This is a genomic window from Nonomuraea turcica, assembly GCF_030718205.1.
Lineage (GTDB): Bacteria > Actinomycetota > Actinomycetes > Streptosporangiales > Streptosporangiaceae > Nonomuraea.
On record NZ_JAUZQF010000014.1, the window covers coordinates 120,675 to 147,546 of the forward strand.

The 26,872-nt window shown below is 71.7% G+C and carries 29 protein-coding genes; 16 read left to right on the forward strand and 13 right to left on the reverse strand.

All coding sequences use genetic code 11. From position 1 onward, the window contains the following. The first annotated feature begins 15 nt into the window (after window positions 1-15). From Q9G87_RS33085 to Q9G87_RS33095, 3 genes are read left to right on the forward strand one after another with little or no spacing between them, the layout of a single operon-like run. Window positions 16-1,539 (forward strand): circularly permuted type 2 ATP-grasp protein, encoded by a 1,524-nt coding sequence (locus Q9G87_RS33085; RefSeq protein WP_305920464.1) that lies wholly within the window; start codon window positions 16-18, stop codon window positions 1,537-1,539. Continuing rightward, on the forward strand, window positions 1,536-2,426 hold the full coding sequence (locus tag Q9G87_RS33090; protein ID WP_305920465.1) for an alpha-E domain-containing protein: 891 nt from the start codon (window positions 1,536-1,538) through the stop codon (window positions 2,424-2,426). Before Q9G87_RS33085 ends, Q9G87_RS33090 begins: the two co-directional genes overlap by 4 nt. Further along, complete coding sequence (locus Q9G87_RS33095) at window positions 2,411-3,226, forward strand: transglutaminase family protein (RefSeq protein ID WP_305920466.1); 816 nt, start codon at window positions 2,411-2,413, stop codon at window positions 3,224-3,226. The genes Q9G87_RS33090 and Q9G87_RS33095 overlap by 16 nt, the downstream gene beginning before the upstream one ends. 118 nt (window positions 3,227-3,344) lie before the next feature. Here the strand turns inward: Q9G87_RS33095 and Q9G87_RS33100 are convergent, their stop codons facing one another. The 6 genes from Q9G87_RS33100 to Q9G87_RS33125 form a co-directional block, all read right to left on the reverse strand. Continuing rightward, complete coding sequence (locus tag Q9G87_RS33100; protein WP_305920467.1) at window positions 3,345-3,812, reverse strand: hypothetical protein; 468 nt, start codon at window positions 3,810-3,812, stop codon at window positions 3,345-3,347. 111 nt (window positions 3,813-3,923) lie between these two features. Beyond that, window positions 3,924-4,100 (reverse strand): hypothetical protein, encoded by a 177-nt coding sequence (locus tag Q9G87_RS33105; protein ID WP_305920468.1) that lies wholly within the window; start codon window positions 4,098-4,100, stop codon window positions 3,924-3,926. Between the two features lie 3 nt (window positions 4,101-4,103). Next, entirely contained in the window at window positions 4,104-4,622 is a 519-nt protein-coding gene (locus tag Q9G87_RS33110; protein WP_305920469.1) for a hypothetical protein, read from the reverse strand. Between the two features lies 1 nt (window position 4,623). After that, window positions 4,624-5,133 (reverse strand): hypothetical protein, encoded by a 510-nt coding sequence (locus tag Q9G87_RS33115; protein ID WP_305920470.1) that lies wholly within the window; start codon window positions 5,131-5,133, stop codon window positions 4,624-4,626. A gap of 11 nt (window positions 5,134-5,144) precedes the next feature. Beyond that, window positions 5,145-5,846, reverse strand: coding sequence for a hypothetical protein (locus Q9G87_RS33120; protein WP_305920471.1), 702 nt, complete (start codon window positions 5,844-5,846; stop codon window positions 5,145-5,147). A 61-nt stretch (window positions 5,847-5,907) separates the two neighbouring features. Continuing rightward, window positions 5,908-6,423, reverse strand: a complete 516-nt coding sequence (locus Q9G87_RS33125) for a MauE/DoxX family redox-associated membrane protein (RefSeq protein WP_305920472.1) — start codon at window positions 6,421-6,423, stop codon at window positions 5,908-5,910. Between the two features lie 151 nt (window positions 6,424-6,574). On the opposite strand from Q9G87_RS33125, the gene Q9G87_RS33130 reads away from it, so the two are divergent. Further along, entirely contained in the window at window positions 6,575-7,000 is a 426-nt protein-coding gene (locus Q9G87_RS33130; protein WP_305920473.1) for a hypothetical protein, read from the forward strand. Between the two features lie 2 nt (window positions 7,001-7,002). On the opposite strand, the gene Q9G87_RS33135 is transcribed toward Q9G87_RS33130, so the two are convergent. Continuing rightward, window positions 7,003-8,325: an MFS transporter gene (locus Q9G87_RS33135; RefSeq protein ID WP_305920474.1), complete on the reverse strand. Its 1,323-nt coding sequence runs from the start codon at window positions 8,323-8,325 to the stop codon at window positions 7,003-7,005. Window positions 8,326-8,391: 66 nt separating this feature from the next. Between Q9G87_RS33135 and Q9G87_RS33140 the strand changes: the two genes are divergently transcribed. The 4 genes from Q9G87_RS33140 to Q9G87_RS33155 are packed head-to-tail and all read left to right on the forward strand — an operon-like array spanning window position 8,392 to window position 13,394. Beyond that, window positions 8,392-9,345, forward strand: a complete 954-nt coding sequence (locus tag Q9G87_RS33140; RefSeq protein ID WP_305920655.1) for a LysR family transcriptional regulator — start codon at window positions 8,392-8,394, stop codon at window positions 9,343-9,345. A 28-nt stretch (window positions 9,346-9,373) separates the two neighbouring features. Next, window positions 9,374-10,228: an NUDIX hydrolase gene (locus Q9G87_RS33145; RefSeq protein ID WP_305920475.1), complete on the forward strand. Its 855-nt coding sequence runs from the start codon at window positions 9,374-9,376 to the stop codon at window positions 10,226-10,228. Window positions 10,229-10,259: 31 nt separating this feature from the next. Then, window positions 10,260-11,669, forward strand: coding sequence for a benzoyl-CoA 2,3-epoxidase subunit BoxB (gene boxB / locus Q9G87_RS33150; protein WP_305920476.1), 1,410 nt, complete (start codon window positions 10,260-10,262; stop codon window positions 11,667-11,669). Window positions 11,670-11,702: 33 nt separating this feature from the next. Continuing rightward, window positions 11,703-13,394, forward strand: coding sequence for a benzoate-CoA ligase family protein (locus tag Q9G87_RS33155; RefSeq protein ID WP_305920477.1), 1,692 nt, complete (start codon window positions 11,703-11,705; stop codon window positions 13,392-13,394). Here the strand turns inward: Q9G87_RS33155 and Q9G87_RS33160 are convergent. The 3 genes from Q9G87_RS33160 to Q9G87_RS33170 form a co-directional block, all read right to left on the reverse strand. Continuing rightward, window positions 13,373-13,987, reverse strand: coding sequence for a class I SAM-dependent methyltransferase (locus tag Q9G87_RS33160; protein ID WP_305920478.1), 615 nt, complete (start codon window positions 13,985-13,987; stop codon window positions 13,373-13,375). The two genes, Q9G87_RS33155 and Q9G87_RS33160, sit on opposite strands and share 22 nt — an antisense overlap. Window positions 13,988-14,150: 163 nt before the next feature. Then, a complete protein-coding gene (locus Q9G87_RS33165) occupies window positions 14,151-15,116 on the reverse strand; it encodes an adenylate/guanylate cyclase domain-containing protein (RefSeq protein ID WP_305920479.1) in 966 nt (321 codons plus the stop codon). Window positions 15,117-15,145: 29 nt separating this feature from the next. Then, window positions 15,146-15,916, reverse strand: a complete 771-nt coding sequence (locus tag Q9G87_RS33170; RefSeq protein WP_305920480.1) for a FadR/GntR family transcriptional regulator — start codon at window positions 15,914-15,916, stop codon at window positions 15,146-15,148. 89 nt (window positions 15,917-16,005) lie between these two features. Here Q9G87_RS33170 and Q9G87_RS33175 point away from each other — a divergent pair, with 89 nt between their 5' ends. Genes Q9G87_RS33175 through Q9G87_RS33210 form a run of 8 tightly spaced genes read left to right on the forward strand, consistent with a single transcriptional unit; the run spans window position 16,006 to window position 24,978 of the window. Continuing rightward, window positions 16,006-17,493: an ABC transporter substrate-binding protein gene (locus Q9G87_RS33175; protein ID WP_305920481.1), complete on the forward strand. Its 1,488-nt coding sequence runs from the start codon at window positions 16,006-16,008 to the stop codon at window positions 17,491-17,493. Beyond that, the gene (locus Q9G87_RS33180) at window positions 17,490-18,428 is read left to right on the forward strand and encodes an ABC transporter permease (RefSeq protein ID WP_305920482.1); all 939 of its coding nucleotides are present in this window, start codon (window positions 17,490-17,492) and stop codon (window positions 18,426-18,428) included. The genes Q9G87_RS33175 and Q9G87_RS33180 overlap by 4 nt, the downstream gene beginning before the upstream one ends. Before the next feature lie 8 nt (window positions 18,429-18,436). Further along, entirely contained in the window at window positions 18,437-19,258 is an 822-nt protein-coding gene (locus Q9G87_RS33185) for an ABC transporter permease (protein WP_305920483.1), read from the forward strand. After that, window positions 19,245-20,159 carry an ABC transporter ATP-binding protein gene (locus Q9G87_RS33190; RefSeq protein ID WP_305920484.1) on the forward strand — a complete coding sequence of 305 codons (915 nt, stop codon included), beginning with the start codon at window positions 19,245-19,247 and terminating at the stop codon, window positions 20,157-20,159. The genes Q9G87_RS33185 and Q9G87_RS33190 overlap by 14 nt, the downstream gene beginning before the upstream one ends. Further along, on the forward strand, window positions 20,128-20,928 hold the full coding sequence (locus tag Q9G87_RS33195; protein ID WP_305920485.1) for an ATP-binding cassette domain-containing protein: 801 nt from the start codon (window positions 20,128-20,130) through the stop codon (window positions 20,926-20,928). Before Q9G87_RS33190 ends, Q9G87_RS33195 begins: the two co-directional genes overlap by 32 nt. Then, window positions 20,925-22,097, forward strand: coding sequence for a M20 family metallopeptidase (locus Q9G87_RS33200; protein ID WP_305920486.1), 1,173 nt, complete (start codon window positions 20,925-20,927; stop codon window positions 22,095-22,097). Before Q9G87_RS33195 ends, Q9G87_RS33200 begins: the two co-directional genes overlap by 4 nt. Then, window positions 22,097-23,554, forward strand: a complete 1,458-nt coding sequence (locus tag Q9G87_RS33205) for a P1 family peptidase (RefSeq protein WP_305920487.1) — start codon at window positions 22,097-22,099, stop codon at window positions 23,552-23,554. Before Q9G87_RS33200 ends, Q9G87_RS33205 begins: the two co-directional genes overlap by 1 nt. Further along, entirely contained in the window at window positions 23,551-24,978 is a 1,428-nt protein-coding gene (locus Q9G87_RS33210; protein ID WP_305920488.1) for an aldehyde dehydrogenase family protein, read from the forward strand. Before Q9G87_RS33205 ends, Q9G87_RS33210 begins: the two co-directional genes overlap by 4 nt. A 79-nt stretch (window positions 24,979-25,057) precedes the next feature. On the opposite strand, the gene Q9G87_RS33215 is transcribed toward Q9G87_RS33210, so the two are convergent. From Q9G87_RS33215 to Q9G87_RS33225, 3 genes are all read right to left on the reverse strand, one after another. Continuing rightward, window positions 25,058-25,231, reverse strand: coding sequence for a CsbD family protein (locus Q9G87_RS33215; protein WP_305920489.1), 174 nt, complete (start codon window positions 25,229-25,231; stop codon window positions 25,058-25,060). A 172-nt stretch (window positions 25,232-25,403) separates the two neighbouring features. Then, a complete protein-coding gene (locus Q9G87_RS33220; protein ID WP_305920490.1) occupies window positions 25,404-25,961 on the reverse strand; it encodes a DUF4142 domain-containing protein in 558 nt (185 codons plus the stop codon). A 70-nt stretch (window positions 25,962-26,031) separates the two neighbouring features. Beyond that, the gene (locus Q9G87_RS33225) at window positions 26,032-26,793 is read right to left on the reverse strand and encodes an SDR family NAD(P)-dependent oxidoreductase (RefSeq protein ID WP_305920491.1); all 762 of its coding nucleotides are present in this window, start codon (window positions 26,791-26,793) and stop codon (window positions 26,032-26,034) included. Between the last annotated feature and the right edge of the window lie 79 nt (window positions 26,794-26,872).

Here is a 26,872-nt window from a genome sequence, read left to right on the forward strand (position 1 = left end):
TCCTATAAATCGGTCATGGCGGACATCTTTGATACGTATGTCATGGCCGGAGCGTGGGATGAGATGTTCGAGCGGCCGGGCGTGCCCCGTCGCCAATACCAGGCGTTGTTCGCCGCGCTCCAGCCGCTCGGCGCCCGCGAGCTGCGGACCAGGGCCGACCAGCTCGCCAGGATGTTCACCGATCGCGGGGTCACCTTCGACTACGCGGGCGTCGAGCGGCCCTTCCCGCTCGACCTGATCCCGCGGGTCATCGACGCCGCCGAGTGGGACCTCGTGACGCGCGGCGTGCGGCAACGGATCCGCGCGCTGGAGGCGTTCCTCGACGACGTGTACGGCGACCGCCAGGTCTTCCACGATGGCGTGGTCCCCTGGCGCCTGCTGCACTCCAGCCCCCACTACCATCGCGTCGCCCACGGCTGGCGCCCGCCCAACGGCGTGCGCGTCCACGTCGGCGGCACGGACCTGATCCGCGACGAGCAGGGCGCCCTGCGCGTGCTGGAGGACAACGTCCGCACCCCCAGCGGCGTCAGCTACGTGCTGGAGAACCGGCTCGCCATGACCCGCACGCTGCCCACGCTCTTCTCCGAACAGTTCGTGCGCCCGGTCGAGGAGTATCCCGCCAGGCTCCTGGCCGCGTTGCGCGCCGCCGCGCCCGCGGGCGTCGCGAACCCGACCGTGGTGCTGCTCACGCCCGGCGTCTACAACGCCGCCTACTTCGAGCACGCGCTGCTGGCCCGCCTCATGGGCATCGAACTGGTCGAGGGCCGCGACCTGGTCTGCGAGAACAACCGCCTCTACATGATCACCACGTACGGCCGCCGCCCCGTCCACGTCGTCTACCGCCGCGTCGACGACGACTTCCTCGACCCGCTGCACTTCCGCGGCGACTCCGTGCTCGGCTGCCCCGGCATCGTGAACGCCGCCCGCGCCGGCAACGTCACGATCGCCAACGGTGTGGGCAACGGGGTCGCCGACGACAAGCTCATTTACACGTACGTGCCCGACTTGATCGCCTACTACCTGGGGGAGACGGCGCTGTTGCCCAACGTGGAGACCTACCGGCTCGACGAGCCTGACGTGTGCGACCAGGTCCTGGCCGACGCCGACCGGCTGGTGCTGAAACCCGTGGACGGCGCGGGCGGCAAGGGCATCGTGATCGGGCCTGTCGCCACACCCGAGCAGCTCGCGTCCGTGCGGGAGGCCGTACGCGAGGATCCGCGCGGCTGGATCGCCCAGCGGCCGGTGCTGCTGTCCACCTCGCCCACCCTGGTCGGCGAGCGCCCGGCGCCGCGCCACATCGACCTGCGGCCGTTCGCCGTCAACGACGGCGACGACGTGTGGCTGCTGCCCGGCGGGCTGACCCGCGTCGCGCTGCCGGAGGGTGAGCTGGTGGTCAACTCCAGCAGAGGCGGCGGCTCCAAGGACACGTGGGTGCTCGGCGAGGCCTGGCCGCCCGCCGCCTCCGTCGCGGTGGCCGCGCCCAGCGCCGCGCAGTGGAGCCCCAGCAGGACCGCGGCCTGGGAAGGGGAACAGCAATGACGCGCCCGCTGCTCAGCCGCATCGCCGAGACGCTCTACTGGATCGGCAGGTACGTCGAGCGTGCCGACGACACCGCCCGGCTCCTCGACGTGTCCGTGCACCGCATGCTCGACGAGCCCGAGACCAACCACTCCCTCTACGCGGTGCTCGGTCTCAGCCCCGCTGCTCCCGCCAGTCCCCAGGCGGTCATCCGGCGCCTGGCCTACGACCTGGACGAGCCCGCCTCGATCGCCTCCTCCGTCAGGTCCGCCAGGGACAGCGCGCGCGGCGTGCGCGAGGTGCTGTCCAGCGAGGTGTGGGAGTGCCTCAACGTCACCTGGCACCATCTGTCCAAGCTGGAGACGCTGCCCCCGCATGCCTGCCTGGCGTTCGTCCGCGAGCGGGCCGCCCTGTTCTTCGGTCTCGCCGACGCCACCATGAGCAGGGACGACTGCTGGCGCTTCATCGTGCTCGGTCGCAGCCTCGAACGCGTCGACATGACCACCCGGCTCCTGGCCGTTCACCTGGCCAGCGACTGGCGGCTGCTGCTGCAGGCCAGCGGCGCCGACGAGTCGTTCACCAGGACGCACGGCGCCCGGGACAGCGCGGTGCTGGAGTTCCTGCTGCTCGACCGGCTCTTCCCGCGCTCGGTCGTCTACTCGCTGCTGACCGCGGAGAAGTGCCTGCGGGCGCTCGCCCCCGACACGGCCAGGGCCGGGGTGGCCGACTCCGCGCAGGCCGCGATCGGGCGGGTGCGCGCCGGGCTCGAGTACAGCGACCTGGACGAGCTCAGCGACCGGCTGCCGGAGCTGCTCGGCACCCTCCAGGAGGCGTGCGCGGCCGCGGGCGAAGCGATCACGAAGCGGTTCTTCCAGCACAGGGAGGCGATGGCATGGGTTGGCGCGTGAAGGTCTCCCACGTGACGCACGTGGAGTACGACGGTGAGGCGCACTCCTCCTACAACGAGCTCAGGATGACGCCCGCCCACGGCGTGTTGTCCAGCCGCGTCAAAGTGACCCCGGCCGTGCCGACCTACTCGTACGAGGACTACTGGGGCACCACGGTGACGGCGTTCGACGTGCCCGAGCCGCACCGGTCGCTGACCGTCGAGGCCGTCAGCAGGGTGGAGACGAGCGGGCCGCGTACGCCGAAGGTCTCCGTCACGCTGGCCCATCCGTCGATGGAGGAGCTGCTGCGGCGCACCCCGATGACCGCCGTGAACGCCGACCTGGACGAGCTGGCCAAGATGCAGGCGCTGGGCCGCGATCCGCACGAGACGGCCGAGGCGATCTGTGAGCTGGTCGCGGCCCGGGTGGAGTACATGCCCGGTTCGACCGGCGTGCAGACCTCCGCGCAGGAGGCGTGGGACCTGGGCAAGGGCGTCTGCCAGGACATGGCGCACCTCACCGCGGGGCTGCTGCGGGCCGCCGGGCTGCCGGCCCGGTACGTCTCGGGCTACCTGCATCCGCGGCCGACCGCCGGGATCGGCGAGCCCGTCGCGGGGCAGAGCCACGCGTGGGTGGAGTACTGGGCGGGGGAGTGGCTGCCGCTCGATCCCACCAACCGGACGTACGTGGGGGAGGCGCACGTGGTGGTGGCCCGGGGGCGGGACTATTCGGACGTGCCGCCGCTCAAGGGCATCTACCAGGGGCCGCCGGGGAGCCGCCAGGAGATCACGGTGACCGTCACGCGGCTGGGGCCCGCCTAGGGTATGAACTGTTGCCGGCGCTCGCCGCTTCCCGGATGGTCCGGTACAGGCTCACGAGCACCTCGGCGTTGCTGACGGTGCGGTCGTCCGGTGGCCGGCCGGGCTCGGTGAACCGTTGCTACACGCCAGAGGCGTGTGCGAGTACAACGGCGAGCGGGACGACCATGGCGGCGAGGAGGATCGCCTTGATCACCTTCTCTCCGCTGAGCCACTTCAGATCCCAGCCGTGCTCGCCGTCGTAGCGCAGGTTGGCCAACGTCATCAGCGACCGGCCGGCTGCGAACCCGAGCCCGGCGCCCAGCGCCGCCCAGGGCGAGGCGAGCAGGACGACGCAGAGCGCGAGGAGGTGCGGCAGGCCGCTGGGGACGTAGGTCCGCATGCCCGTGCCCATCTCGAAGCCGAACTGCAACGGCCCGAAGAACGGACCGTGCCGGGTGACGTGCTCGGGGACCAGGCGCTTGTTCTCCGGCAGCCAGAACCGCAGAACGCCGAACTCCCTCGCCGACACGGCGAGCGCGAACACCGCCAGACCGAGCGCCCAGGCTGCGCTCGGCAGCACCAGACGGATCACCGAACCGCCCGTCATCAGGACGAACGCGATGGCGACTGCGCCGAGGAACGTGCCCAGGCAGAAGCCGAGCCGAGAAGGAGAAGATCGCCAGACCGGCGAGTTCAGCAGGTACGCCGAGTTACGGCTTCAAGTGGAGCCGCTGACGGAGAAGCCCGCCGCCGCACCCATCGCCAGCCAGGGCGCCGTCTCCGCGATGCCGCTGCGGTGGAAGGCGGTGGCCACGAGGGACAGTGTCGCGATGACCACGGCCAGCGGCAGCGGGTGCCAGAATCGGCGGGTGATCGTGACGTGCCGGCCGACCATGAATCAGGCGACCCGCGCGCGGCAGATCGAGTAGATGCCGTTGTCGAATCCATCGGAGCAACGCCAGACCCGCCCGTCCGGGGTCTTCCACTGCCAGGAGTTCCTCTTCGCGCCCGACGGACCGCATGCGGTGTAGATGGGGCTGCGGTGCCAGCGCCAGCGGCAGTAACCGCTGCCCCGGTAGTCGAATCCGAAGCAGGCGGCCTGGTAGCCGTTGCCGCTGGTGTAGGCGCCCTGCGTGTCGCTTTCCTGGGTATAGCCGCTCGGGTAGGAGTCGCTGCAGTTGTCGGCGCCGTACTCGGAGTGCCCGTAGTCGCTGGTGGCCGCCGACGCCAGCCGGGGACGGTTCAGCGGGCCGAGGGTCAGCGCGGCGGCGCCGATGCCTACGCCGGCGAGGCCGAGCGCCCGGAAGAAGCCGCGCCTGTTCGACGTGCGGGGTAGTTTGCTCAAGGCCCGCGTGGGCCGCGCCGTGCCGGCGTCGGTCTCCTGCGCGTCGGGGATCGACGAGAACTCCAGCGCCATCTCAAACCCTTTCCGGTGCGATAGTCAGGCCCCAGTCGGCCAGGGCGGTCGTCACGGCCGAGCCGTTGACCGGCAGGCGCAGGTCGGCCACCCGCCCGTCGGGACGCACGAGGAGCACGACAGGCGGGGTGAGGTGGGCGATCTGCGACCAGGCGGCAGGATCCTTGGTGACCGTCAGCGCCTGCGCGGCCGTACCCCAGACCTCGGGCTCCTCGTAGGTGAGCAGGATGGGCGGTTGCTCCAGCCCGGGCGCGAGCGCCACCAGTTCCATGACGGCCTGGTCGCATGCCGGGCAGCCCAGATCGGCCGCGAGCACGACGCGCTCGGCCTGGCCGTCGTAGGCCAGCGTCGGGAGCTTCAGCGCGGGGGCCGCGCTCGGGCCGCCCCCGGTGCGGAGGGCCAGGACCTCGGCGCGTAACCGGCGCACCTCGCGCAGGGTGGCGGCGAGACCCAGGTAGAGGATGATCAGAGCCGCCCAGGTCACGATCATCAGAGCGGTGTCAGCCGACAACGATGAACCCCTTACTGCCAGCTCACGTCGATGTCGTCGAGCCACCGCAGCAGGTCGTCGTCACTGACGCTGGCGTGCTCGAAGAACGTGATCTCCGCGAAGCCGCGCGGCGTGCCCAGCAGATACATGTAGTCTCTGACCCGCTCGCCCTTGGCGTCCGGGTTCTTCTGCGTCCGCCACACCTCGCCGTGCCGTGAGGGCGTGCCCCGGTGTCTCGGCACCAGACCCTGCGCCGCGGTCGCGCTGGGGATGACGATCTGACCTCTGTCCTGCACCACCACGCCGATGGTCTCGCTGAACAGATCGGCGTTCACGGTCGAGGGGATGGCGATGGTCACACCTGTTGGGTCGTCGTTGTAGGTGAATGTGTCGAAGTACTCCATGAGCCGGGAACGCTGCGGCGCCGGTCCGGTGAACACCACGGCGACGTCGTGGTGCGGCCCGCGCCAGCCGGCCACGGTGAGGTAGCCGTCCGCGCTCGCGGCCACGACGACCTCGCGGTTCTGAAGCACGAACCGGTCGACGACCGTGGTGGGCTGCTCGTAGTTGGCGAACTTCTCGAAGAAGCCCGTGGGACCGATCTGGAAGCCCGCGGTGATCGTGGAGCCGGCCAACCTGGCCAACACCGTGCGAGATTCGACGACGGACTTGTCCGGCAGTGTCACCGTCAGGCGACGACCACTCGGGGCTCGCCACTCGTGCGGTTGGGCCACCCCATCCTCCTTCGGTCGGAACGCGGCCAAAGCTACATGAACTAGATCTTGCTGCGCTAGATCATGGTTTTGGGGATGTCCAGAAGATCGCGCTCAACCCCACGGCGACGATCAAGTAGATCACGGCCGCGCCGGCGAGCGTCGCGAGGAGGTCCTTCGCCCCGTCGGCAGGAAAGATCAGGACCGCCAGGCTCACGGCGAGCACGAATACCCCTCTGACCACGGTCGCGGTGCCGAACGTCTCGGTGCCGTTGAGGCATCCACATCTGGCGCGCGAACCTGATCTCCGCTGCTGAAGGGTGTGCGCCAGCAGCACTGCGGCGAACGCGGCCTGCACCGCGAATGCGGCCTGCGCGACCGGCGGCGCGATCGCCATCAGCCCGGCCACTACCGCCACGCCCCCGATCAGCAGCTCGCCGGCCGGCACCACGACGCCGAGTGGGCCGCTCCAGCGCGCGACGAATCCCGCCTGGCGACGCATGATCGTCCGGAACTCGCCGACATGCGCGAACTTCCACCAGGCCCCCTGGAGGAAGAGGAGCCCGACGGCCACCTCTGCGATATCCAGCGCTATCACGTGATGGCTCCACTCCCGGGCTCGGCTCGCATGGGACTCATGATGCACGTCCGAAATCGCCCTTGCGCCACAGCCGTTACGTAAGCGATCATGCTGCGGACGAAGCTCGCGTACTCCGCGATAGGCGTGAGAACCGACCGAGGGAGACATCTTGCGACGACTTTCAAGGGTTACCGTGGTCGGTGCGATGCTCGGGCTGTCGATCATGGTGCCCTCGCCGGCGATGGCCAATCCCTACACGCCGCAGGGGGTCTGCGGTTCCGGCTACAGCGTCATCGACTCCTACACCTCGACCTACGCGGACGCCTTCCTGCTGTGGAACGGCTCGTACAACTGTGTCGTGGCGATGAAGAAGGGCGCCTCCGTGGGGACCTCGCACTACACGCGAGCGTGGCTGGAGGTGCGCGGGCAGGCCAGCGGATATGACGATTTCCAGACCGACGGCGGTACTTACCAGTACTACGCCGGTCCGGTGAAGCTCTACGGAGTGAACCGCTGCGTCATGTGGGGCGGCTACCAGTACTACGGCTCCTCAATGTATGGCGGCGGCACCACCAACTGGGAACACTGCGCCTGAGCTCAGCCGGACGGCCGGCCACGCCGCGGCACTGCATGCGCAACGGTGTGCCTGCGTGCTCGGCGAGTGCTGGGTCTCAGCAGGACGGCCAGCGTGGCCAGCAGCAGCCAGGCCGAGATCAGGGCGATCAGCCAAGGCCAGCCCGCGTTGCCGTACACGATGGTGCCCGCCGTGCCACCCGCGCCGCTGCCCAGGTAGAAGCAGAGGGTGTAGAGGCCGGCGGCCCGGCCGCGTGCGCGCGGGGAGGCCTGGGCGGCGACCCAGGCATTGGCGATGGCGTGCGCCGCGAAGAAGCCCGCGGTCAGTACGGCGAAGCCGAGCGCCGTCGCCGGCAGCGACGGGTGGAGGGTCAGTACGGCGCCGGCAACTGTCACGATCAGCGACGTGACCAAGGCCGCCGTACGCCCCAGACGGTCCGCGAGCCGCCCGGCGGCGGCCGAGGACGCTGTGCCCATGGCGTAGGAGAGGAACACCAAGGAGGCGATGGCCGGGGTGAGTGCGAGGGGCGGTGCGGCCAGGCGGAAGCCGGCGGCGTTGTAGATCGCGACGAACGCGCCCGTGGCAAGCGCCCCGGCCACACACGGAACGAGCACCCCCGCCGCGGCATTTCTCCGCCCGGCCCGGCCCGCGCCGCCACGCGTCCGCCCGGCTACGCCCGCGCCACCACTGCCCGATCCGGCTCTGGACAGCCCGAGCCGCGCCACGCCGAGCGGGGGCCGCTCGGCGTGCGTCTGGAGCGGCGGGGTGCGGGGCAGCGTCAGGGACGCGAACAGTGCGCACGCCAGCGCGACCCCGGCCACCACAGCGAGGGCGCCGTGCCAGCCCAGCGGGCCGGCGGCGAAGCCGGTGCCGAGCCGCCCCAGCATCCCGCCGACCGAATTCCCCGCGATCATCGTGCCCACCGCGGCCGCCAGCCGTCCGATGCCCACCTGATCGGCCAGATAGGCCGCCGCCACCCCCGCGAACCCGGCGATCGCCACCCCCTGCACCGCCCGCATGGCCAGCAGCACAGGAAAGGACGGCGCCAGCGGCAGCAGCAGCCCGAGCACCGCCGACACCACCACCGACCAGACGATCATCCGCCGCCGCCCCACGGTCTCGGCCAGCGCGGCCACCGGCAGCACGGCCACCGCCAGCGCGCCGGTGGCCACGCCGATGGCGAGCGAAGCGCTGCCAGGATCGAGCCGGAACGCGGCGGCCAGCTGCGGCAACACCGGTTGCGGCGCGTACAGCAGCGCGAACGACGACAGCCCCGCCGCCGCGACGGCCGCGCCTACCCGCCGGGTGTCCACCTGTGGAGGCGCGCTCTGCGCTTGGATGACCACCCGCACAACGCTAAGCAAGGCTAATAAATACGTCTAATACTGAAATGAGCGATAATTCATACCGTGATGGATGAATCCGATGAACAGCTGGCCGCCCACCTCGCGCCCACCCTCGCCCTGCTGGCCGCGGTCGGCGAGACCGGTCACGTGACGCGTGCCGCCGAGCTCCTCGGCATCCCTCAGCCCACCGCCAGCCGCCGCCTCGCCGCCCTGTCCGACCTGGTCGGAGCCCCGCTGGTGTTGCCGGCCGGCCGCGGCATCCGCCTGACCAGGGCGGGCCGCACACTGGCCGCCGCCTCGGCCCGCGCGCTGAGCACTGTCACCGGCGCCGCCCGCGAGGTACGCGAGGAGATCGATCCGGACAGCGGCCGCATCCTGCTGGGCTTCTTGCATCTGCTCGGCCGCACGCTCGTCCCGTCGCTCATCCGCGGCTTCCGCGAGCGCCACCCGCGCGCCCGCTTCAGCCTGGCGCAGGGCTCGCGTCAGGACATGCTCCGGAACCTGCACGAGGGCGAGAGCGACCTGGTGTTCGTCGCCCCGATGCCACTGGACGACCCGGGCCTGGACAGCCGGCCGCTCGCCGATCAAGAGCTGGTCCTGTCCGTGCCGGTAGCACATCGGCTCGCCACGCGCGAGCGGGTGAGGGCCGCGGAGCTGGCGGGAGAGGCGCAGGTCGCACTGGAGCACGGGTACGGCCTGCGGCAGATCGTCGACGACCTGTGCGCGGCGGCGGGGTTCGAGCCGCTGATCGCCTTCGAGTGCCAGGAGTCGGAGACCGTGCGCGGACTGGTGGCGGCGGGGCTCGGCGTCGCGGTCCTGCCCCGTTCCCAGCCCGGACCCCGTCCGGCCACGCCGGGCTCCGGCGTCGTGGAGATCCCCTTGTCGCCGCCCATGTTCCGGACGATCGGGGTGAGCTGGCCCGCGGGAGATCGGCTGACCCCGGCGGCGCGGGCGTTCCGCGACCATGTGTGCTCGGGAACCATGGACCTGGGGCCCGGCTTCCGGCCCGCTGCCTCGTGAGCTGAGTCTCCAGGCCACACTGGGGGCCATGACACATGACGGCGACGCGGGCGTGCCGGGCTCGCTGGCGAGGGTGCTCGCCGAGGTGGCGGCTGAGCGGGCGGCCCAGGACGAGAGGTGGGGCATGCAGGAGCTGCCCGACGGCACCGGAGGCGCGCGTACGACGGCCGAGTCCGACCTGGCCAGGCAGGAGACGGAGACGGCCGCTCCGTACGGCGAGGACGGTGGTGACGAAGTCCCCGCGAGAATACGCGACCAGCGACATGTCCTGGCTGAGGAGGTGCTGGAGGCGTTCGCCGAAGCCGACCCGGACCGGCTGCGTGCCGAGCTGATCCAGGTGGCCGCCGTGGCCGTCAAATGGGCCCAGGCCCTCGACCGCCGCCCAACCGGCCCCGACCAGCGCAGGGACGTCCTTGGCCGTCCCTCTGCCGATTCGGCCGCCGCGTCGCCGGACCGCTTCCGGGCCATCGTCGACGTCCACGTGGTGCTGCTGCGCGGCGACGAGCTCCTGCTCGCCCGCCGCTCCGGCACCGGCTACGGCGACGGGCTCTGGCACCTGCCCTCGGGACACCTGGAGGAGGGTGAACCGGCGACCGATGGCGCCGCCCGGGAGGCGGCCGAGGAGCTGGGCGTGACCATCGACCCGGCCGACCTGACGTTCGCCCACGTCATGCACCGGGCGCCCGACCGGGTCGGCCTCTTCTTCACCACCGGGAAGTGGACCGGCGAGCCGTACAACGCCGAACCCCACAAGTGCTCGGAGATCGCCTGGTGGCCCGTCCACGCCCTGCCCGCCGACATGATCGACTATCCGGCCGCGGCCCTCGCGAACATCCTCGGCCGGATCCCGTTCGCCCAGCACCATTGGTCTACATCCCCTTGACGCGACTACATGGCGATGTTGCGCTTGAGAGGTGTCCATCGACTACAGCGAGCGCATACCGAACAACGTCGACCTTTCGGAGGACCGCCGGTTGCGGCGGGCGCTGGAGTCATGGCAGCCGCGCTTCCTGCAGTGGTGGGCGGAGATGGGCCCGGCGCTGCCGACCAGGGACGTCTACCTCCGCACCGCCGTCTCGGTCGGCCGCGAGGGATGGGCGCACTTCGATCACGTGCCGCTGCCCGACTACCGCTGGGGCATCTTCCTGGCCGAGCCGAAGGACGACCGCCGCATCGCCTTCGGCGAGCACCAGGGCCGGCCGGTCTGGCAGCGGGTCCCGGGCGAGCACCGCGCCGACCTGCAGCGGCTCATCGTCGTCCAGGGCGACACCGAGCCGGCCAGCGTCGAGCAGCAGCGCCGGCTCGGGCTGACCGCCCCCTCCCTGTACGACCTGCGCAACCTCTTCCAGGTGAACGTGGAGGAAGGGCGGCACCTGTGGGCCATGGTCTACCTGTTGCACGCCTACTTCGGCAGGGAGGGCCGTGAGGAGGCCGAGCAGCTGCTCAAGCGCAACTCGGGCAGCGAGGACTCGCCGCGCATCCTGGGCGCCTTCAACGAGGAGACGCCGGACTGGCTGTCGTTCTACATGTTCACGTACTTCACCGATCGGGATGGGAAGTATCAGCTCGGCACGCTCAAGGAGTCGGCGTTCGATCCGCTGAGCCGTACGTGCGAGTTCATGCTCAAGGAGGAGGCCCACCACATGTTCGTGGGCACCACGGGCGTGGACCGGGTGGTGGAGCGCACCGCGCAGCTGATGCGCGAGCACGACACCGACGACATCGGGCCGTACGGCGGGATCCCGCTGGATGTCATCCAGAAGTACATCAACTTCCACTACAGCGTGAGCCTCGACCTGTTCGGCGGCGAGACGTCCACCAATGTGGCCAACTACTTCACCGCCGGGCTCAAGGGCCGCTGGCAGGAGGAGCGGCGCGCCGACGACCACCGGCTCACCGACGCCTTCGCCGTCGTGCCGCAGGTGGAGCGGGGCCGGCTGGTGGACGTGCGACTGCCCGCGCTCACGGCGCTCAACGCGGACCTGCGGGGCGAGTACATCGCCGACTGCGCCACCGGCGTGAACCGGTGGAACCGCATCCTCGCCGGCCACGGCCTCGACGCGACCCTCTATCTGCCGCACGTGGGGTTCAACCGCCGGGTCGGCGTGTTCGCCGGGCACCACATCTCCCCGGACGGGCGCGTCCTCGACGAAGGGTCATGGGAGGCGGCCAGAGGCCGGTGGTTGCCGACGGGCGCGGACAAGGAGCACGTGAAGGCGCTGATGCGGCCCGTGTATGAGCAGGGGAAGATCGCCGCCTGGGTGGCGCCGCCGCGAAACGGGATCAACGGGCGGCCGTTCGACTACGAGTACGTGCATCTGTGATCCTACGGGCGGTTGACGGCTCATCTGTTCTCTGTGGAGGATGCGCCTACGAATGTCCGCCTGCGGATGGGGACGGCCATGATGCCGGAGTCGTTCAACGCCAGCGTTTACCTCGTGGACCGGCAGGTCGAAGCCGGCCGAGGTGATCAGGTCGCGGTGACGGGGCCCGCGGGCGCCCCAAGCTCCGTCACGTACGCGCAGCTCGCCGCCCGCGTCGCCGAGCTGGCCGCCGGACTGCGGGAGCTGGGCGTCCGGCCTGAGGAGCGGGTGCTGCTCGTCATGTCGGACCGCCCCGAGACGGTGGTGGCCATCTTGGCGGTCATGCGGATGGGGGCGGTCGCCGTGCCGATCTCCACCATGTACAACGGCGCCGAGCTGGCCACCTTGTTCCGGGACGCGCGGGGGCGGGTCGTGGTGGCCACGCCCGAGTTCGCGCCGGCCGTGCGGGAGGCGCTGGCAACCGCCCCCGACGTAACGACGCTCGTCCTGACAGAGCCGGACGAAGCGGACCCGGACCCAGCCGCAGAGGACGCGGGCGCGTGGGATTCGGGGGTGCGGGTCCGGCGCTGGGCGGACGTGCTGGAGGCCGGCCGCGGCGCCGTGGCGGCGCACGGCCAGGGCGCCGGGGCCGCGTACGACAGCTGGCGCGACTCGCCCGCCCTCTGGCTCTACACCTCCGGCACCACAGGAGCGCCCAAGGCCGCCATGCACCGGCACGGCGCGATCCGCGACGTCTGCGAGACCTACGGCAAGCAGGTCCTCGGCATCCGCCCCGGCGACCGGTGCTTCTCCGTCGCCCGGCTGTTCTTCGCCTACGGCCTCGGCAACTCCCTGTTCTTCCCCCTCGCCGCGGGCGCGACCGTGATCCTCGACCCGGCCAGGCCCACCCCCGCCGGGGTGATCGCGCGGGTGACGGCGGACCGGCCGACGTTGTTCTTCGCCGGCCCCACGTTCTACGCGGCCCTGCTCGCCCCCGGCGCCCCCGACGACGCGTTCGAGTCGGTACGGCTGGCCGTCTCGGCCGGCGAGGCGCTGCCCGCCGAGATCTACCGGCGCTTCACCGAGCGGTTCGGCGTGGACATCATCGACGGCCTCGGCTCCACCGAGGCCCTGCACATCTTCATCTCCAACCGCCCCGGCCAGGTACGTCAGGGCAGTTCGGGCACGGTCGTGCCCGGCTACGAGGCCAGGCTGCTCGACGACCTCGGCGCGCCGGTCCCCGAAGGCGAGCCGGGCCACCTGTACGTCCGGGGCGACTCCATCGCCACCGGCTACTGGTGCCGCACCGCCGCCACCCGCCAGGTGTTCCAGGGGGAGTGGCTGCGGACCGGGGACACCTACACCCGCGACGCGGACGGCTTCTATCACTGCCTGGGCCGCTCCAATGACCTGATCAAGGCCGGCGGCATCTGGGTGTCGCCGATGGAGGTCGAGGCCAGGCTCCTGGAGCACACGTCGGTGGGGGAGTGCGCGGTGGTGGCCTACATTGACCCCGACGGGCTGGAGAAGCCGGTCGCCTGCGTGGTGCCGGCGGCGGGCCGCGCCGTGGACGCCACGGAGCTGGTCGCGTTCTGCCGCGACGGCCTGGCCTCCTTCAAGCGCCCGCGCGAGGTGCTGGTCGTGGACGCGCTGCCGAAGACGGCCACCGGCAAGATCCAGCGCGTGGTGGTCCGGGACATCGCCGCCGATCTGCTGGGCAAGCGTCAGATCGGATCCGTGCCGTAGATCGAGACGGCGAACGGCCGGTAGGTGGCGGTGTAGACCTCCTCCCCGAGCCGGGGCAGCGACCTGTCCAGATAGCGGTGCAGGCGGGTGGCCTCCGGCCACGGGTGGACCGCCACCAGGACGCCGCCGGGCGCGAGCAGCTCGCCGAGCCGCGCCGAGGCCCGCCGCAGGCGTTCCGTACGGCCCAGGTAATAGAGGGTCTCCGAGCAGAACACCAGGTCGAAGCGCTCGTCCGGGCTGTGGGTGAGGATGTCCGCCCGCACGAAGCGCACCCGCGCGTTGCCCTGCACCCGCTCGCGCGCCCGCGCCAGCGCCCGCTCGGACACGTCCACTCCGGTGATCTCGGCGTCCGGGTAGGCCGCCGCGAGCGCGTGCGTGAACACGCCCTCGGCGCAGCCCACCTCGACGATCCGCTGGTACGGCCTGGGCGGCAGGAGCTGCAGCGTGGACAGGTATTTCTGCTGCTCGTAGCTGTCGGTCGCCAGCTTCCACGGGTCCGGGTTGCGGTGCCACCAGTTGAAGTAGCGGCGCAGCAGCACGCCCTGCGCCGCCGGCGTGAGCAGGGACAGCGTGCGGAAGAACGTGCGATGCATGATCTCAGGGAAGCTCGGCATGCGGTCAGCGGCCTCTCTCGACGGGGACGGAGAGATGTCCCGGGGGTCAGGTGAAGTCGTTGCCGGGAGTCCATGCCCGCTCAGCCCGCCGCCCGAAACCGCGGATCACTTCAGCGGATGCCCCGCGATCATGCCGGACACGTCAGCCGGCTCCCGCCCGCATGACGGTGAAGGGCGCCATCTCGCCCAGCCCGCGTACCGACAGCTTGTCGACCGGCCGCAGCCGGAAGGCCCGGTCGCCCTCGAGCTCCTCGGCCAGCGCCGGATCGGCCAGAATCGTGCCGGGCAGCGACAGTGCGGTGAGCCTGCTCGCCAGGTTGACGGTGGTGCCGAACACGTCGCCCATCCGCCAGATCACCGGCCCGGACGCCAGCCCCACCCGTAGCTCCGGCAGGCCCCTGACGCGCGCGTGCGTCTCGACCAGGCGCAGCGCGATCTCGGCCGCCACGTGTGCCTTGTCGGCCACGAACAACACCGAGTCGCCCAGCGTCTTGATCACCCGGCCGCCGGTGGAGGTGACGATGTCGGCGGATCCGCCCTCGAACCTGTCGATCAGCCGGGCCAGCTCGCTGCTGGTGATCTGCCTGCTCAGCCGGGTGAAGGCGACCAGGTCGGCGAAGCCGACGGCCAGCCGTACCGCGCTCATGTCCTGGTCGGCCATGCGGCCCGCGGCGGCGGCGAGCTGGCGCTGCCAGGCGTAGACCAGCAGCTTGGCCAGGTCGGGCACCACCCGCTCGGCCCGCCGGCGCCAGGCCCGCGGCCGGTCGGCCAGCGGCACGCCCGCCTGGTCCAGGGCCTCGACGCCCAGCTCGGCCTGCGACTCGGCCAGTCTCGCGGTGGCCCCGCCGAGCGAGCGGGCCATGAGCAGCACGTGCTCCTCGTCGTAGACGCCGGAGCTGACCATGCCGAGCAACGTCTTGAGCGCCTCGACGTCGGAGTCGGTGAACTCGACGGCGTCGTCGGCCACGTTGGCGAACCCCAGGGCACGCCAGAAGCGCCGCGCGCGGTAGACCGGAACCCCCGCCATCTCGGCGACCTGGTGGCTGGTGTAGCGGCGCGGCTCGCGCAGGAAGGCCTCTGTCAGCCCGTTGTCGTCCCCGCGGCCCACGCGTGCAAGATAGCACTGTGTGGGGCAAATCACTCCAGAAGGGCTTGCAGAGCGGTTCGCTCCTCCTCGGGCACGTAGCCGGCGTAGTAGTCGTACACCGACCTGCGGAACAGCCGGGCGGCCAGCGGGCCGTCGCCGGCGCGCACGGCGGCCAGGACCTCCTCGTGGTGGGCGATGCTCCGGCGCATCAGCGCCTCCTGGTCGGGAGCCGCGGCGATCCTGCCGGCGATGAGGTCGACCACGACCGACCGGACGACGTCCGTGCAGACCTGGATGAGTGTGTTGCCGCTGGCCCGCGCCAGCGCGTCGTGGAAGGCGACGTCCGCGGCGCTGAAGGCCGCGCTGTCCGCCTCCTTCATGCGCTCCACGGCGGCGGCCTCCTTCATACGCTCCACAGCCGCGGCCATCTCCTCCAGCTGCTCCTCGGTGCGCAGCCGCGCCGCCAGCAGGATGGCCGCCGCGTCCAGCACCATCCTGAACTGCACCAGCTCGCCCAGCGACAACTCCGCCACCCGGGCCAGCGTGGTCATCGACTTGTGCAAGGCGGCGGGCGTGAACGGCAGGACCTCGGCGCCGTTCGGGTCGCCGGGCCGCGAGCGCACCAGGCCGCGTGCCTGCAGCACCCGCAGCGCCTCGCGCACGGTGGAGCGGCTCACCGAGAACTGCACCATGAGCTCGCGCTCGCTGGGCAGCCGCCCGCCCGGGCACAGAGCGCCGCTCTCGATCGCCCCCTCGATCTGCTCCACGACCCGTTCATAGGCGCGTACGGTGCGTACCGGCTCGAACTGCGGACCACTCATGGACGTCCCCCTTGACCCGAGCCGCCATCGGCTGGCAATGTGCTGAGCCTACTGGTCCGACCAGTGCACTAGCCAGGAGGCTGCAAGACATGAGGCGCATCGGAATCTGGATCGCCGTGGGCGGTCTCCTGCTGAGCGCGGCCGCCTGTGGCGGCGAGGCCGGCGGCGGCACTTCGACCCCCGCGGCCCAATCTCTATCCGTCGGATTCGTGGCCGAGCCCGCGAACCTGGACTTCACCGCCACCGAAGGCGCCGCCATCCCGCAGGCGCTGCTCGTCAACGTCTACGAGGGCCTGGTCAAGCTCGGCCAGGACGGCAACATCGTCCCGCTGCTGGCCGAGAAGTGGGAGGTCTCGGACGACCGGAAGACCTACACGTTCACGCTGCGGAAGAACGTGAAGTTCAGCAGCGGCGCGGCCTTCACCGCCGATGACGTGGTGTTCTCGCTCGACCGGGTCAAGACCGACTGGAAGCTGAAGATCAAGTCACAGCTCGACGTGGTCGACAAGGTGGAGAAGAAGGACGACTCCACCGCCGTTGTCACGCTCAAGCGCCCCAGCAACGGCTTCCTCTACTCGATGGCGACCAGGCTCGGCGCGATGTTCAGCCGCACCGGCGTCGCCGACCTGGCCAACAAGCCCGTCGGCACCGGCCCCTACGTGCTGGGCTCGTGGCGGCGCGGCGACTCCATCCAGCTCAACGCCAACCCCTCCTACTGGGGCACGAAGCCGCCGCTGTCGTCGATCACGCTGAAGTACTTCAAGGACGCCACGGCGATGAACAACGCGCTGCTGACCAGCGGCATCGACGTCATCTCCAGCGTCCAGGCGCCGGAGTCGCTGCAGCAGTTCGCCGACCCCAACCGGTTCCAGACAGTCGAGGGCACGACGAACGGCGAGGTCGTGCTGTCGATGAACAACGCCCGCGCGCCGTTCAACGACAAGAAGGCCCGCCAGGCCGTGCGCCACGCCATCGACCACAAGGCGCTGCTGGACACCGCCTGGGCCGGGCGCGGCCAGCTGATCGGCTCGATGGTGCCGCCCACCGACCCGTGGTACGAGGACCGCACCGGCGACTACCCGTACGACCCGGCCAAGGCCAAGGAACTGCTCGGCGGCAAGACGCTCACCGTCAAGATGCGCATCCCGAACCTGCCGTACGCGGTGGCGAGCGCCCAGGTCGTCAAGTCGCAGCTGGCCCAGGTGGGCATCACGGCCGACATCGAGCCCCTGGAGTTCCCGGCCCGCTGGCTGGACGTGGTGTTCAAGCAGGGCGACTATGATCTGTCGATCATCAACCACGTCGAACCCCGTGACATGGGGATATTCGCGGATAAGTCGTACTACTTCCACTACGACAACCCCGAGTTCGGCAAGCTGCTCGCCTCCGCCGACGAGGGCACCGAGCAGCAGCAGACCGGCGACCTCAAGAAGGCCGCCCAGCTGCTGTCCGATGACGCCGCGGCCGACTGGCTGTTCTTGTTCCCCAACCTGATCGTGGCGAAGAAGGGCGTCACCGGGCTGCCGAAGAACGCCATCGCGGAGTCCTTCGACTTCACCGCGCTCGCCAAACAGTGATCGTTTACCTGCTCAAACGGCTGGCGGTGCTGCTCGCGAGCACCGCCGTGGCCGCCGTGGTGGTGTTCGCGTTCATGGGGCTGCTGCCCGGCGACCCGGCCGAGATCGCGCTCGGCGTCAACGCGACCCCAGAGGCGGTGGCCCAGCTGCGCACGCAGTTCGGCACCGACCGGCCGCCCGTCGCGCAGTTCTTCGACTGGGTAGGCGGGCTCGCCCAGGGCGACTTCGGCACCTCGTACGTGACCAGCTCGCCCATCGGCCCGCAGATCAGCGACCGCCTGGGCGTGACGGCGGTGCTCGTGCTCGGCGGCATGGTGGTGGCGCTGGTCATCGCGGTGCCGCTCGGCACCTTCGCCGCCGTGCACCACCGCAACCCGCTGGGCGCCGCCATCAGCGCGGCCAGCCAGGTCGGCATCGCCGTCCCGGCGTTCCTGGCGGGCATCCTGCTGGTGTTCGTGTTCGCGGTGCAGGCCCAGGCACTGCCGTCCGGCGGGTACGTGCCGATCGCCGAGAGCCCAGGGGAGTGGCTGCGTAGCCTCCTGCTGCCGTGGCTGTCCCTCGGCCTGGTCCAGGGCGCGGTGCTCACCCGCTACGTCCGCAGCGCCGTGCTGGACGTGATGCGCGAGGACTATCTGCGCACCGCCCGCGCCAAGGGCAGGGGCAGCACCGGCGCGCTCTGGCGGCACGGCCTGCGCAACGCCTCGATCCCCGTCGTCACCGTGCTCGGCCTGCAACTGGCCACGCTGCTGATCGGCGCGGTCGTGGTCGAGCGCGTCTTCGTCATCCCGGGGCTCGGCGACCTGCTGCTCAACGGCGTGGCCGGGCGTGACCTGCTGCTCGTCCAAGGCGTGGTGATGGTGCTGGTGGCGGCCGTGCTACTGATCAACTTCGTGGTGGACATCACCTACCACCTGCTCGACCCGAGGCTGCGATGAGAGGCCGCATGAACGCCGCCCTGCTGGTCGGCGGCACGCTCGTGGCACTGGTGGTGCTGGCCGCGCTGCTGTCGTTCTTCTGGACCCCGCACGATCCGACGCTCGTCGACGCCGCACGCAAGCTCCGCGCGCCCGGCGACGGCAATCTCCTCGGCGCCGACAAGTTCGGCCGCGACACCTTCAGCCAGCTCATGGTCGGGGCCCGCACCACCCTCTACGTCGGCATCGTGGCCGTCGGCATCGCCGCCGTACTCGGCGTCCCCCTCGGAATGATCGCCGGGATGTCACCGTGGGGCTGGCTGTCCGAGCTGATCATGCGCGTCAACGACCTCGTGTTCGCCTTCCCGGCCTTGCTGCTGGCCGTCATGCTCGGCGCGGTCTACGGGGCCGGCACGCTCACCGCGATGATCGCGATCGGGGTGGCCACCGTGCCCGCCTTCGCCCGCGTGGCCCGCGCCGCCACACTCCAGGTCATGGTCACCGACTACATCCTCGCCGCCCGGGCCGCTGGGCGCCGCCGCACCGCGATCGCCGTGCGGCACGTGCTGCCGAACATCGGATCCGTGCTGATCGTGCAGGCGTCGGTGTCGTTCGCGATCGCGATCCTGGCCGAGGCGGCCCTGTCCTTCCTCGGCTTCGGCACCCGTCCGCCCACCCCGTCCTGGGGTCGCATGCTGCAGGAGTCGCAGGAACTGCTGTTCTCCACCCCGCGCCTGGCGCTCTGGCCCGGAATCGCGATCGCCCTCGCGGTGCTCGGCTTCAACCTCCTCGGCGACGGGCTGCGCGACTACCTCGACCCCAAGCTCAGGAGGATCCGTGCTGGAGGTTGAGGGACTGACCGTGCGCGCGGACGCCGTCGAGCTCGTGCGCGACGTGTCGTTCGCGATCGGGCCGGGCGAGCGGGTCGGGCTCATCGGCGAGTCCGGGTCCGGCAAGTCGCTGACCGCGCTGTCGCTCATGGGCCTGCTCCCCGAAGGCGTCACTGCCTCCGGGCGGGCCGCGCTGGACGGCCGCGACCTCGTCGGCGTGCCGGAGAAGCGGCTGAAGCGGCTGCGCGGCCGCGACCTGTCCATGGTCTTCCAGGAGCCGATGACCGCGCTCAACCCGCTCATGCGGGTCGGCGCCCAGGTCGCCGAGGTCATGACCCTGCACGGCGTCCCCCGCCCGCAGGCCTACACCCGGGCGTACGACCTCCTCGAACGGGTCCGCCTGCCCGACCCCCGGCAGATCGCCCGCGCGTACCCGCACCAGCTGTCCGGCGGGCAGCGCCAGCGCGTCATGCTCGCCATCGCCCTGGCCAACGAGCCCCAGCTGCTCATCTGCGACGAGCCCACCACCGCGCTCGACGTCACCGTGCAGAAGCAGATGCTCGACCTGATCGCCGAGGTCGCGCCCGCGCTGCTGTTCATCACCCACGACCTCGCCGTCGTCGCCTCCGTCTGCGAGCGGGTCCTGGTCATGTACGGCGGCCGCGTCGTCGAGAGCGGCCCCATCCGCGAGGTCTTCACCCGGCCCCGCCACCGCTACACCGAGGGCTTGCTGGCCGCCTCGAAGCTCACCCCGCGCGGCACCCGCCTGCCCACCATCCAGGGGAGTGTCCCGGCGGCCGGGCACTTCCCCGGCGGCTGCGTGTTCAGCAACCGCTGCGCGCACGCCGCCCCCGACTGTGAGACGGCACCGGCGCTGACAGGAGACGGCCATGCCCACGCATGCTGGCACCCCGCTGATTGACGCCCGCAACCTGACCCGCGTCTACCGCCGCCCCCGCACCTCGCTCACCCAGCCGGGCGCCGCCGTCCACGCGCTGAACGATGTGTCGCTGACCATCGGCAAGGGCGAGCGGTACGGCATCGTCGGCGAGTCCGGCTCCGGCAAGTCCACCCTGCTGCGCCTGCTGTGCGCGCTCGACCAGCCCACGAGCGGCACCATCACGTTCGACGGCCGGCAGATCACCGGCCGCCCCGAGCGGAGCCTGCGTTTCCTGCGCGAGAACCTCCAGATCGTCTTCCAGGACCCGATGAGCTCGCTCGACCCCCGCATGCGGGTGCGCGACCTCGTCGCCGAGCCGCTCGTCGCCCTCGGCCTGCCCGTCGGCAACCGGGTCGCCGAACTGCTCGACGAGGTCGGCCTGCCCGGGGCCGCCGCCGACCGCTACCCGCACCAGTTCTCCGGCGGGCAGCGGCAGCGCATCGCCATCGCCCGCGCGCTCGCGCCCCGCCCGAAGGTGCTCGTCGCCGACGAACCCGTCAGCGCTCTGGACGTCTCCGTCCGTGGGCAGATACTCAACCTGCTGGCCGACCTCGTCGACGAGCTCGGGCTCACACTCGTGTTCGTCTCGCACGACCTGTCCGTGGTGCGGCACGTCTGCGAGACGGTCGCGGTCATGAGCCAGGGCGAGATCGTCGAGACCGGGCCCGTGGACGAGGTGTGGGCCGCGCCCGCCCACCCCTACACCCAAACGTTGCTGCAGGCCGTACCGACTCTGGAGGGATTGTTGTGATCGACGTCGATGCCGATGGAGTGGTGGCGTTCACGCAGGCGCTGGTGCGCATCCCCAGCACCAACGACCCCGGACGGCGTGAGCAGCCGGCCGCCGAGCTCGTGGCCGCCCGCATGCGGGACTGGGGCTGGGAGCCCACCGTGTACGAAGCCGCGCCCGGCCGGCCCAACGTGGTGGCCGTGGTCGAGGGCGGCGGCGGTGACGGGCCGACGCTGATGTTCGAGGGGCACACGGACGTCGTCACCGAAGGCGACCTGTCGGAGTGGACCGTGGACCCGTTCGGCGGGGAGATCCGCGACGGCAGGCTGTGGGGGCGCGGCAGCGCCGACATGAAGTCCGGCCTGGCCGCCACCCTGTACGCCACCCGCGCCCTGCAGCTCGCCGGGCCGTTCCCCGGGCGGATCAAGGTGTGCGCGCTGGCCGACGAGGAAGGCCTCATGATCGGCGCCCACCATTTCGTCTCCGAAGGGCTCGCGGCCGGCGTGGACGGCGCGATCGTGGCCGAACCCGAGGCGGGCGAGATCTGCGCGGTCGCCAAGGGCGCGCTGCGGCTGCGCGTGGACCTCGCCGGCAAGATGGCGCACGGCGCCATGCCGCAGCACGGCCGCAACCCCATCCAGGCCATCGGCCCGCTGCTGGTCGGCCTGGGGGCGCTGCAGGAGGAGCTGCAGGGCCGGCATCCGGCGCACGAGCACCTCGGCGAGGTCTACGTGACGCCGACCGTGCTCCAGGCCGGCTCCGAGGAGCAGGTCAACGTCATCCCCGCCGGCGCTTCGGTGTTCGTGGACGTGCGGACCATCCCGGGCGTCGAGCACAAGGACATCGCCGACCGGGTGGCCGCGCTGGCCTCCTGCGACGGGATCGGGGCGGAGGTGTCGGTGCTGGTGGACCGGCCGCCGGTGGACGTGCCCGTGTCCGACCCCGTGGTGGCCGCGCTGGCCGCCGCCCACCGCGCGGTCACGGGGGAGGAGCCGGTGTACGGCGGGGTGCCCGGGTCGACCGACGGGACCGTGCTGACGCACTGGGGCGGGATCCCGTCCGTCGTGTATGGGCCCGGGGGGAAGTGGATCGCGCACCAGGCGGACGAATACGTGGAGGTCGAGGAGATCGTCCGGTGCACCCGGGTGTTCGCCGAGGCGGCGCGGCGGTTCCTGAACGGCGACTTCTGATGCGTCCCGGTCCCACGAACTCGCTGGTGGACGTGGCAGGGTTGCGGGTCGGCCACGCCCACCGGGTCGGGGGCGGCCACCGCACCGGCACCACCGTCATCCTGGCCCCCGCCGGGGGCGCCGTGGCGGGGGTGGACGTGCGCGGGGCCGCGCCGGGGACGCGGGAGACCGAGCTGCTCGACCCGCGCAACCTGGTCGAACGCGTGCACGCCGTGGTGCTGACGGGCGGGAGCGCGTACGGGCTGGCGGCGGCGTGCGGGGTGGTGGACCGGCTGGCGGACGCGGGCATCGGCTACCCGGTGAGCGGCGGCGTGGTGCCGATCGTCCCTGCGGCCGTCATCTTCGACCTGGGCCGCGGCGGCGCCTTCCGCGCCGTCCCCGACGCCTCGCTCGGCACCGCCGCCTACGACGCCGCCACCCACCCCACACCTGCGCCGAACGTCCTCGCCTCCGGCCCTCCCACACCCGCCACGACGCCCGCTGCGGTGCCTGCCACGGCGTCGGCCGCGCCGTCTGCCGCGCCGTCTGCCGCGCCGTCTGCCGCGCCGCCCGCCACGACGCCGTCCGCCACGGCGCCGGCTGCGGTGCCTGGCGCGCCGTCCGCCACGGCGCCTGCCGCGGTGCCCGCCCCGACGCCAGACGTGGTGCCCGGCGCGCCACCCGCCACGACGCCCAATGCGGTGCCCGATGCGGTGCCCGGCGCACCACCCGCCACGGCGCCCAACGCGGTGTCCGGCGCGTCGAGCGGCGCGTACGTCCTTGGAAGCGCGTCGGGCGCGCCCACCCACGCCTCTCCCGCCGAAGGGAGCGCAACCCCGGTCGGCGGGAATGTCGAGGCGGGCCCCGAAGCCGTGCTTGGGACGGCACCCCCGACGGCGAGCGGGTCGATTGGGGCCGGGACCGGGGCGATGGCGGGCGGCCTGGCGGGAGGGATCGGCACGGCCAGCGCCGTCCTCCCCGACGGCACCACCGTCGCCGCCCTGGCCGTCGCCAACCCCGTCGGCTCGGTCCTGGACCCCGCCGACGGCACCCTGGCCGGCGCCCGTTACGGCCTCCCAGGCGAGTTCGACCACCTCCGACCCCCGGCCCCGCACGAAGTCCACGCCTGGAATCCGCAGAAGACGCCGTCCTTCAACACCACCATCGGCGTGGTCGCCACCGACCGCACCCTCACCAAGGCCCAGTGCGGCAAGCTGGCGGCGGTGGCCCACGACGGCCTGGCCAGGGCGATCCGACCGGCCCACACCATGACCGACGGCGACACGATCTTCGGCCTGTCCACGTGCGGCGCCCCCGCCCCCGCCCAGGACGAGTTCCAGGACATCCTGGCGGCCGCGGCGGACGTCTTCAGCCGCGCCGTCGCCCACGCCGTCCTCGCCGCGACCGGCCGCGAGGGCGCGCCCGCGTACCTCGACGTGTTCCCGAGCGCAGCAGCCACCACAGGGGGAATCTCATGACCATCGACACCACCTGGCCGGACGGCCTGCCCATCGGCGACGGGTGGGTGCAAACCGGCCGAACCTCGGACGTGATCTTCCCCTACGACGGCTCCGTCGTGGCCACGGCCCCCCTGGGCGCCCCCGCCCACGCCGCCCGAGCCATCGACGAGGCCCTGGCCGTCGCCCCCGCCATGGCCGCGCTGCCCTCGCACGCCCGCCGCGCCGCCCTCATGAAGGCCCACGACGCCCTCGATGCCGACCGCGACGCGTTCGAGCGCCTGCTCGTCATGGAGACCGGCAAACCGCTCCTGGACTGCAAGGTCGAGGTGGCCAGGACGCTCGTCACGCTCGCCACCGCCGCCGAGGAGGTGGCCAGGCTGCATGGTGAGACCGTGCCGCTCGACCTCCTGCCGTCCGGAGAGGGCCTGATCGGCTTCTGGACGCGCCGCCCCATCGGCGTCGTCGTCGGCATCACCGGCTTCAACTATCCGCTGCTCCTCGCCGCCCACAAGATCGCGCCCGCCGTGGCGGCCGGCTGCCCCGTGATCGTCAAACCCGCCCCGGCCACCCCGCTGGCCACGCTCTGGCTGGTCCACCTCCTCCGCTCCACCGGCGCCCTGCCCGCCGCCGCCGTGCAACTCGTCACCGGCGACGTCGAGGTCGGCCGCACGCTCGTCGAGGACCGGCGGATCGGCGCAGTCTCGTTCACCGGCTCGGCCGCCGCCGGCCACGCCATCGCCCGCGGCGCCGCCCCCACGAAGGTCCTGCTGGAGCTCGGCTCGAACGCCGCGCTCATCGTGGCCGCCGACGCCGACCTGGAGGCCGCCGCCGACGCGGTCGTGCGCGGCGGCTACTACGCCTCCGGCCAGGCGTGCATCTCGGTCCAGCGGGTCCTGGTGGAGGAGCCGGTACGCGAGGCGTTCCTGTCCCTGCTGGCCGACCGCGTCAAGACCGTCGTGGTCGGTGACCCGCGCCTGCCCGAGACCCGGGTGGCCCCGCTCATCGACGAGGCCGCGACGGACCGGGTGCTGGAGTGGATCGCCGCCTCCGGGGCCGAGCCGATCACGGGCGGGCTCCGCGACGGCCGGGCCATCGCGCCGACCGTGCTCGCCGGCGTCCCCGACGGGGCCGCCGCCTGGGACGAGGAGATCTTCGGCCCCGTGGTGTGCGTGCGCGCGGTGCCCGACCTGGAGGCTGCCTTCACGGCGGTCAACGCGTCGCGGTACGGCCTGCATGCGGCGGTCTTCACGCGGTCGCTGGCCACGGCGTTCGCCGCGATCGAGCGCATCGAGGCCGGGGGAGTGGTGGTCAACGAGGTGCCCGGCTTCCGGGCGGACAACATGCCGTACGGCGGCGTCAAGGACTCGGGCACCGGCCGCGAAGGCCCGCGCTTCGCCATCGAGGAGCTCACCGTCACCAGGATGGCGATCATCCGGCCCTAGAACCAGGAAGCTTGGGCGACAGCGGCGGGAGCCCTTCCCCGGGGGCTCCCGCCGCTGTCGTCACGATGGTGCGGAACCGCTACTTCTTGAAGGCGTCTTTCGCCTTTTCCTTCGCCTGCCGCACATTGCCCTTGGTCTTCTCCGCTTTCCCCCTGGCCTGCAGAGACGCGTTGCCGGTGACGTCGCCGGTGCGCTCCTTGGCCATGCCTTTCGTCTCCTCGATCTTGCCTTTGGCTTTCTCCTTGCGGGCCATATCGCCCTCCCCCCGGGTGGCATCAAAAGTGTGATCCCACTGCCCGAGTGGCCGGCGAATACACACCTCTCGGCAGCGGCTCGCCGCCGCGGCGGGAGCACGCTCTGCGCGCCACGCCGCTGGGAGGCGGCGGCCGCGACCCGTTAGGCCGCGGCCGCCGGGGATGTGCCGGCTACTGTTCCGCGCGGATCATCCGCAGGTGGTGCCGGATCACGGGCGCGCTGTCCCGCGCCAGGTCCTTTGTCCAGTTCGAATGACCCAGACGCAGCTCCACCTGGACCAGCCGGAGCGACCGGAAGTGGGCGTCGGCCTGCAGCCGCAGCCATGCCCGGTCGAAGCGCTGACCGGACCTCGCGACCACGTCACGCAGGGCGGCCTGCTGCTCGGCGGTCGGCGCGTCCGGCAGCCGGACGTCGAACCGGTCTGCGACGTTGCGCAGCCGGGCGTCCAGCCTGCGATGATCGCGGATCAGCCGCCAGGCGATCTCGCGCACGCCCCGATCGCGGGACTCGCGTAGCGCGGCCCTGCCGGCCGCGATCTCGGCGAGGTGTCCGCGATGCGCCTGCCGCAGGTACGACTTGTCCTGCCTGGACAGGTGCAGAGCCGTGCCGGACTCCGCGATGGAGGCCGTCACGGGGGCGGCGGCCGTCTGGGCCTGCGCCGCTGGGGCGATGGTCAACGCCAGCACGGCCGCTAGGGTCGCGGGTGCTAATTTCCGTGCTGTACTCATCGGTCAGGTCCCTCCTTCTTTGTTGGGACGGAACCGTGCCCGCTGCCCTGTTGCGGCGGGGATATTCATCTCAATTCGGCGGGTCGAAACGGCCATCCACGGCGGTCCAGCCGCCGTCCACGTACAACACCGATCCTGTGACGAAGCTCGCGGCGTCGCTCGCCAGGTAGACGACCGCTCCGGCCATCTCCTCCGCGGACGCCCAGCGGCCGAGCGCGCTCTTGGCGGCGTACGCGGCGTACCAGTCAGGGTGGTCCTTGATCTGGCGGGTCAGCGGTGTCTCGACCACGCCGGGCGCGATGGCGTTCACCCGCACCCCGTGCGAGCCGAACTCGGCGGCGGCCGTGCGCAGCAACTGCACGAGGCCGGCCTTCGTGGCCGAGTAGACGCTCTGCCCCGGCTCGGTGACGCTTGCCCGGATCGACGCGAACCCGATGATCGACCCGCGTCCCCGTTCCACCATGCCCGCGCCGAACGCCCGCACCACGTCGAACGAAGCCCGCAGGTTCAGCGCCACCACCCGGTCGAACTCCTCGCCCGAGTAGTCGAGCAGCCGCTTGCGGACGTTCGTGGCGGCGGTGAAGACCAGCACGTCGGCCGGATGGTCGGCGGCGGCCCGGCCAACGGCCCCGGCGTCGAGCACGTCGAGCAGCCGTGCGGATCCCCCGCACGCGGCGGCGGTCTCCTCCGCCGCGGCCAGGTCCCGGTCGGCGCACACCACGGACGCCCCGTGGGCGGCCATGGCTTGGGCCGCCTCTCTGCCGATCCCGCTCCCTGCCCCGATCACCACGGCTCGCCGCCCGTCCAGGCGGAACAGCGCGTCATATCCCATGACAGGCACCCTAGCGACTGGTCTGACCAGTGCACCAGGTCCATGCCTCCGCGAAATGTCGGTGGTGGGTGCCACGATG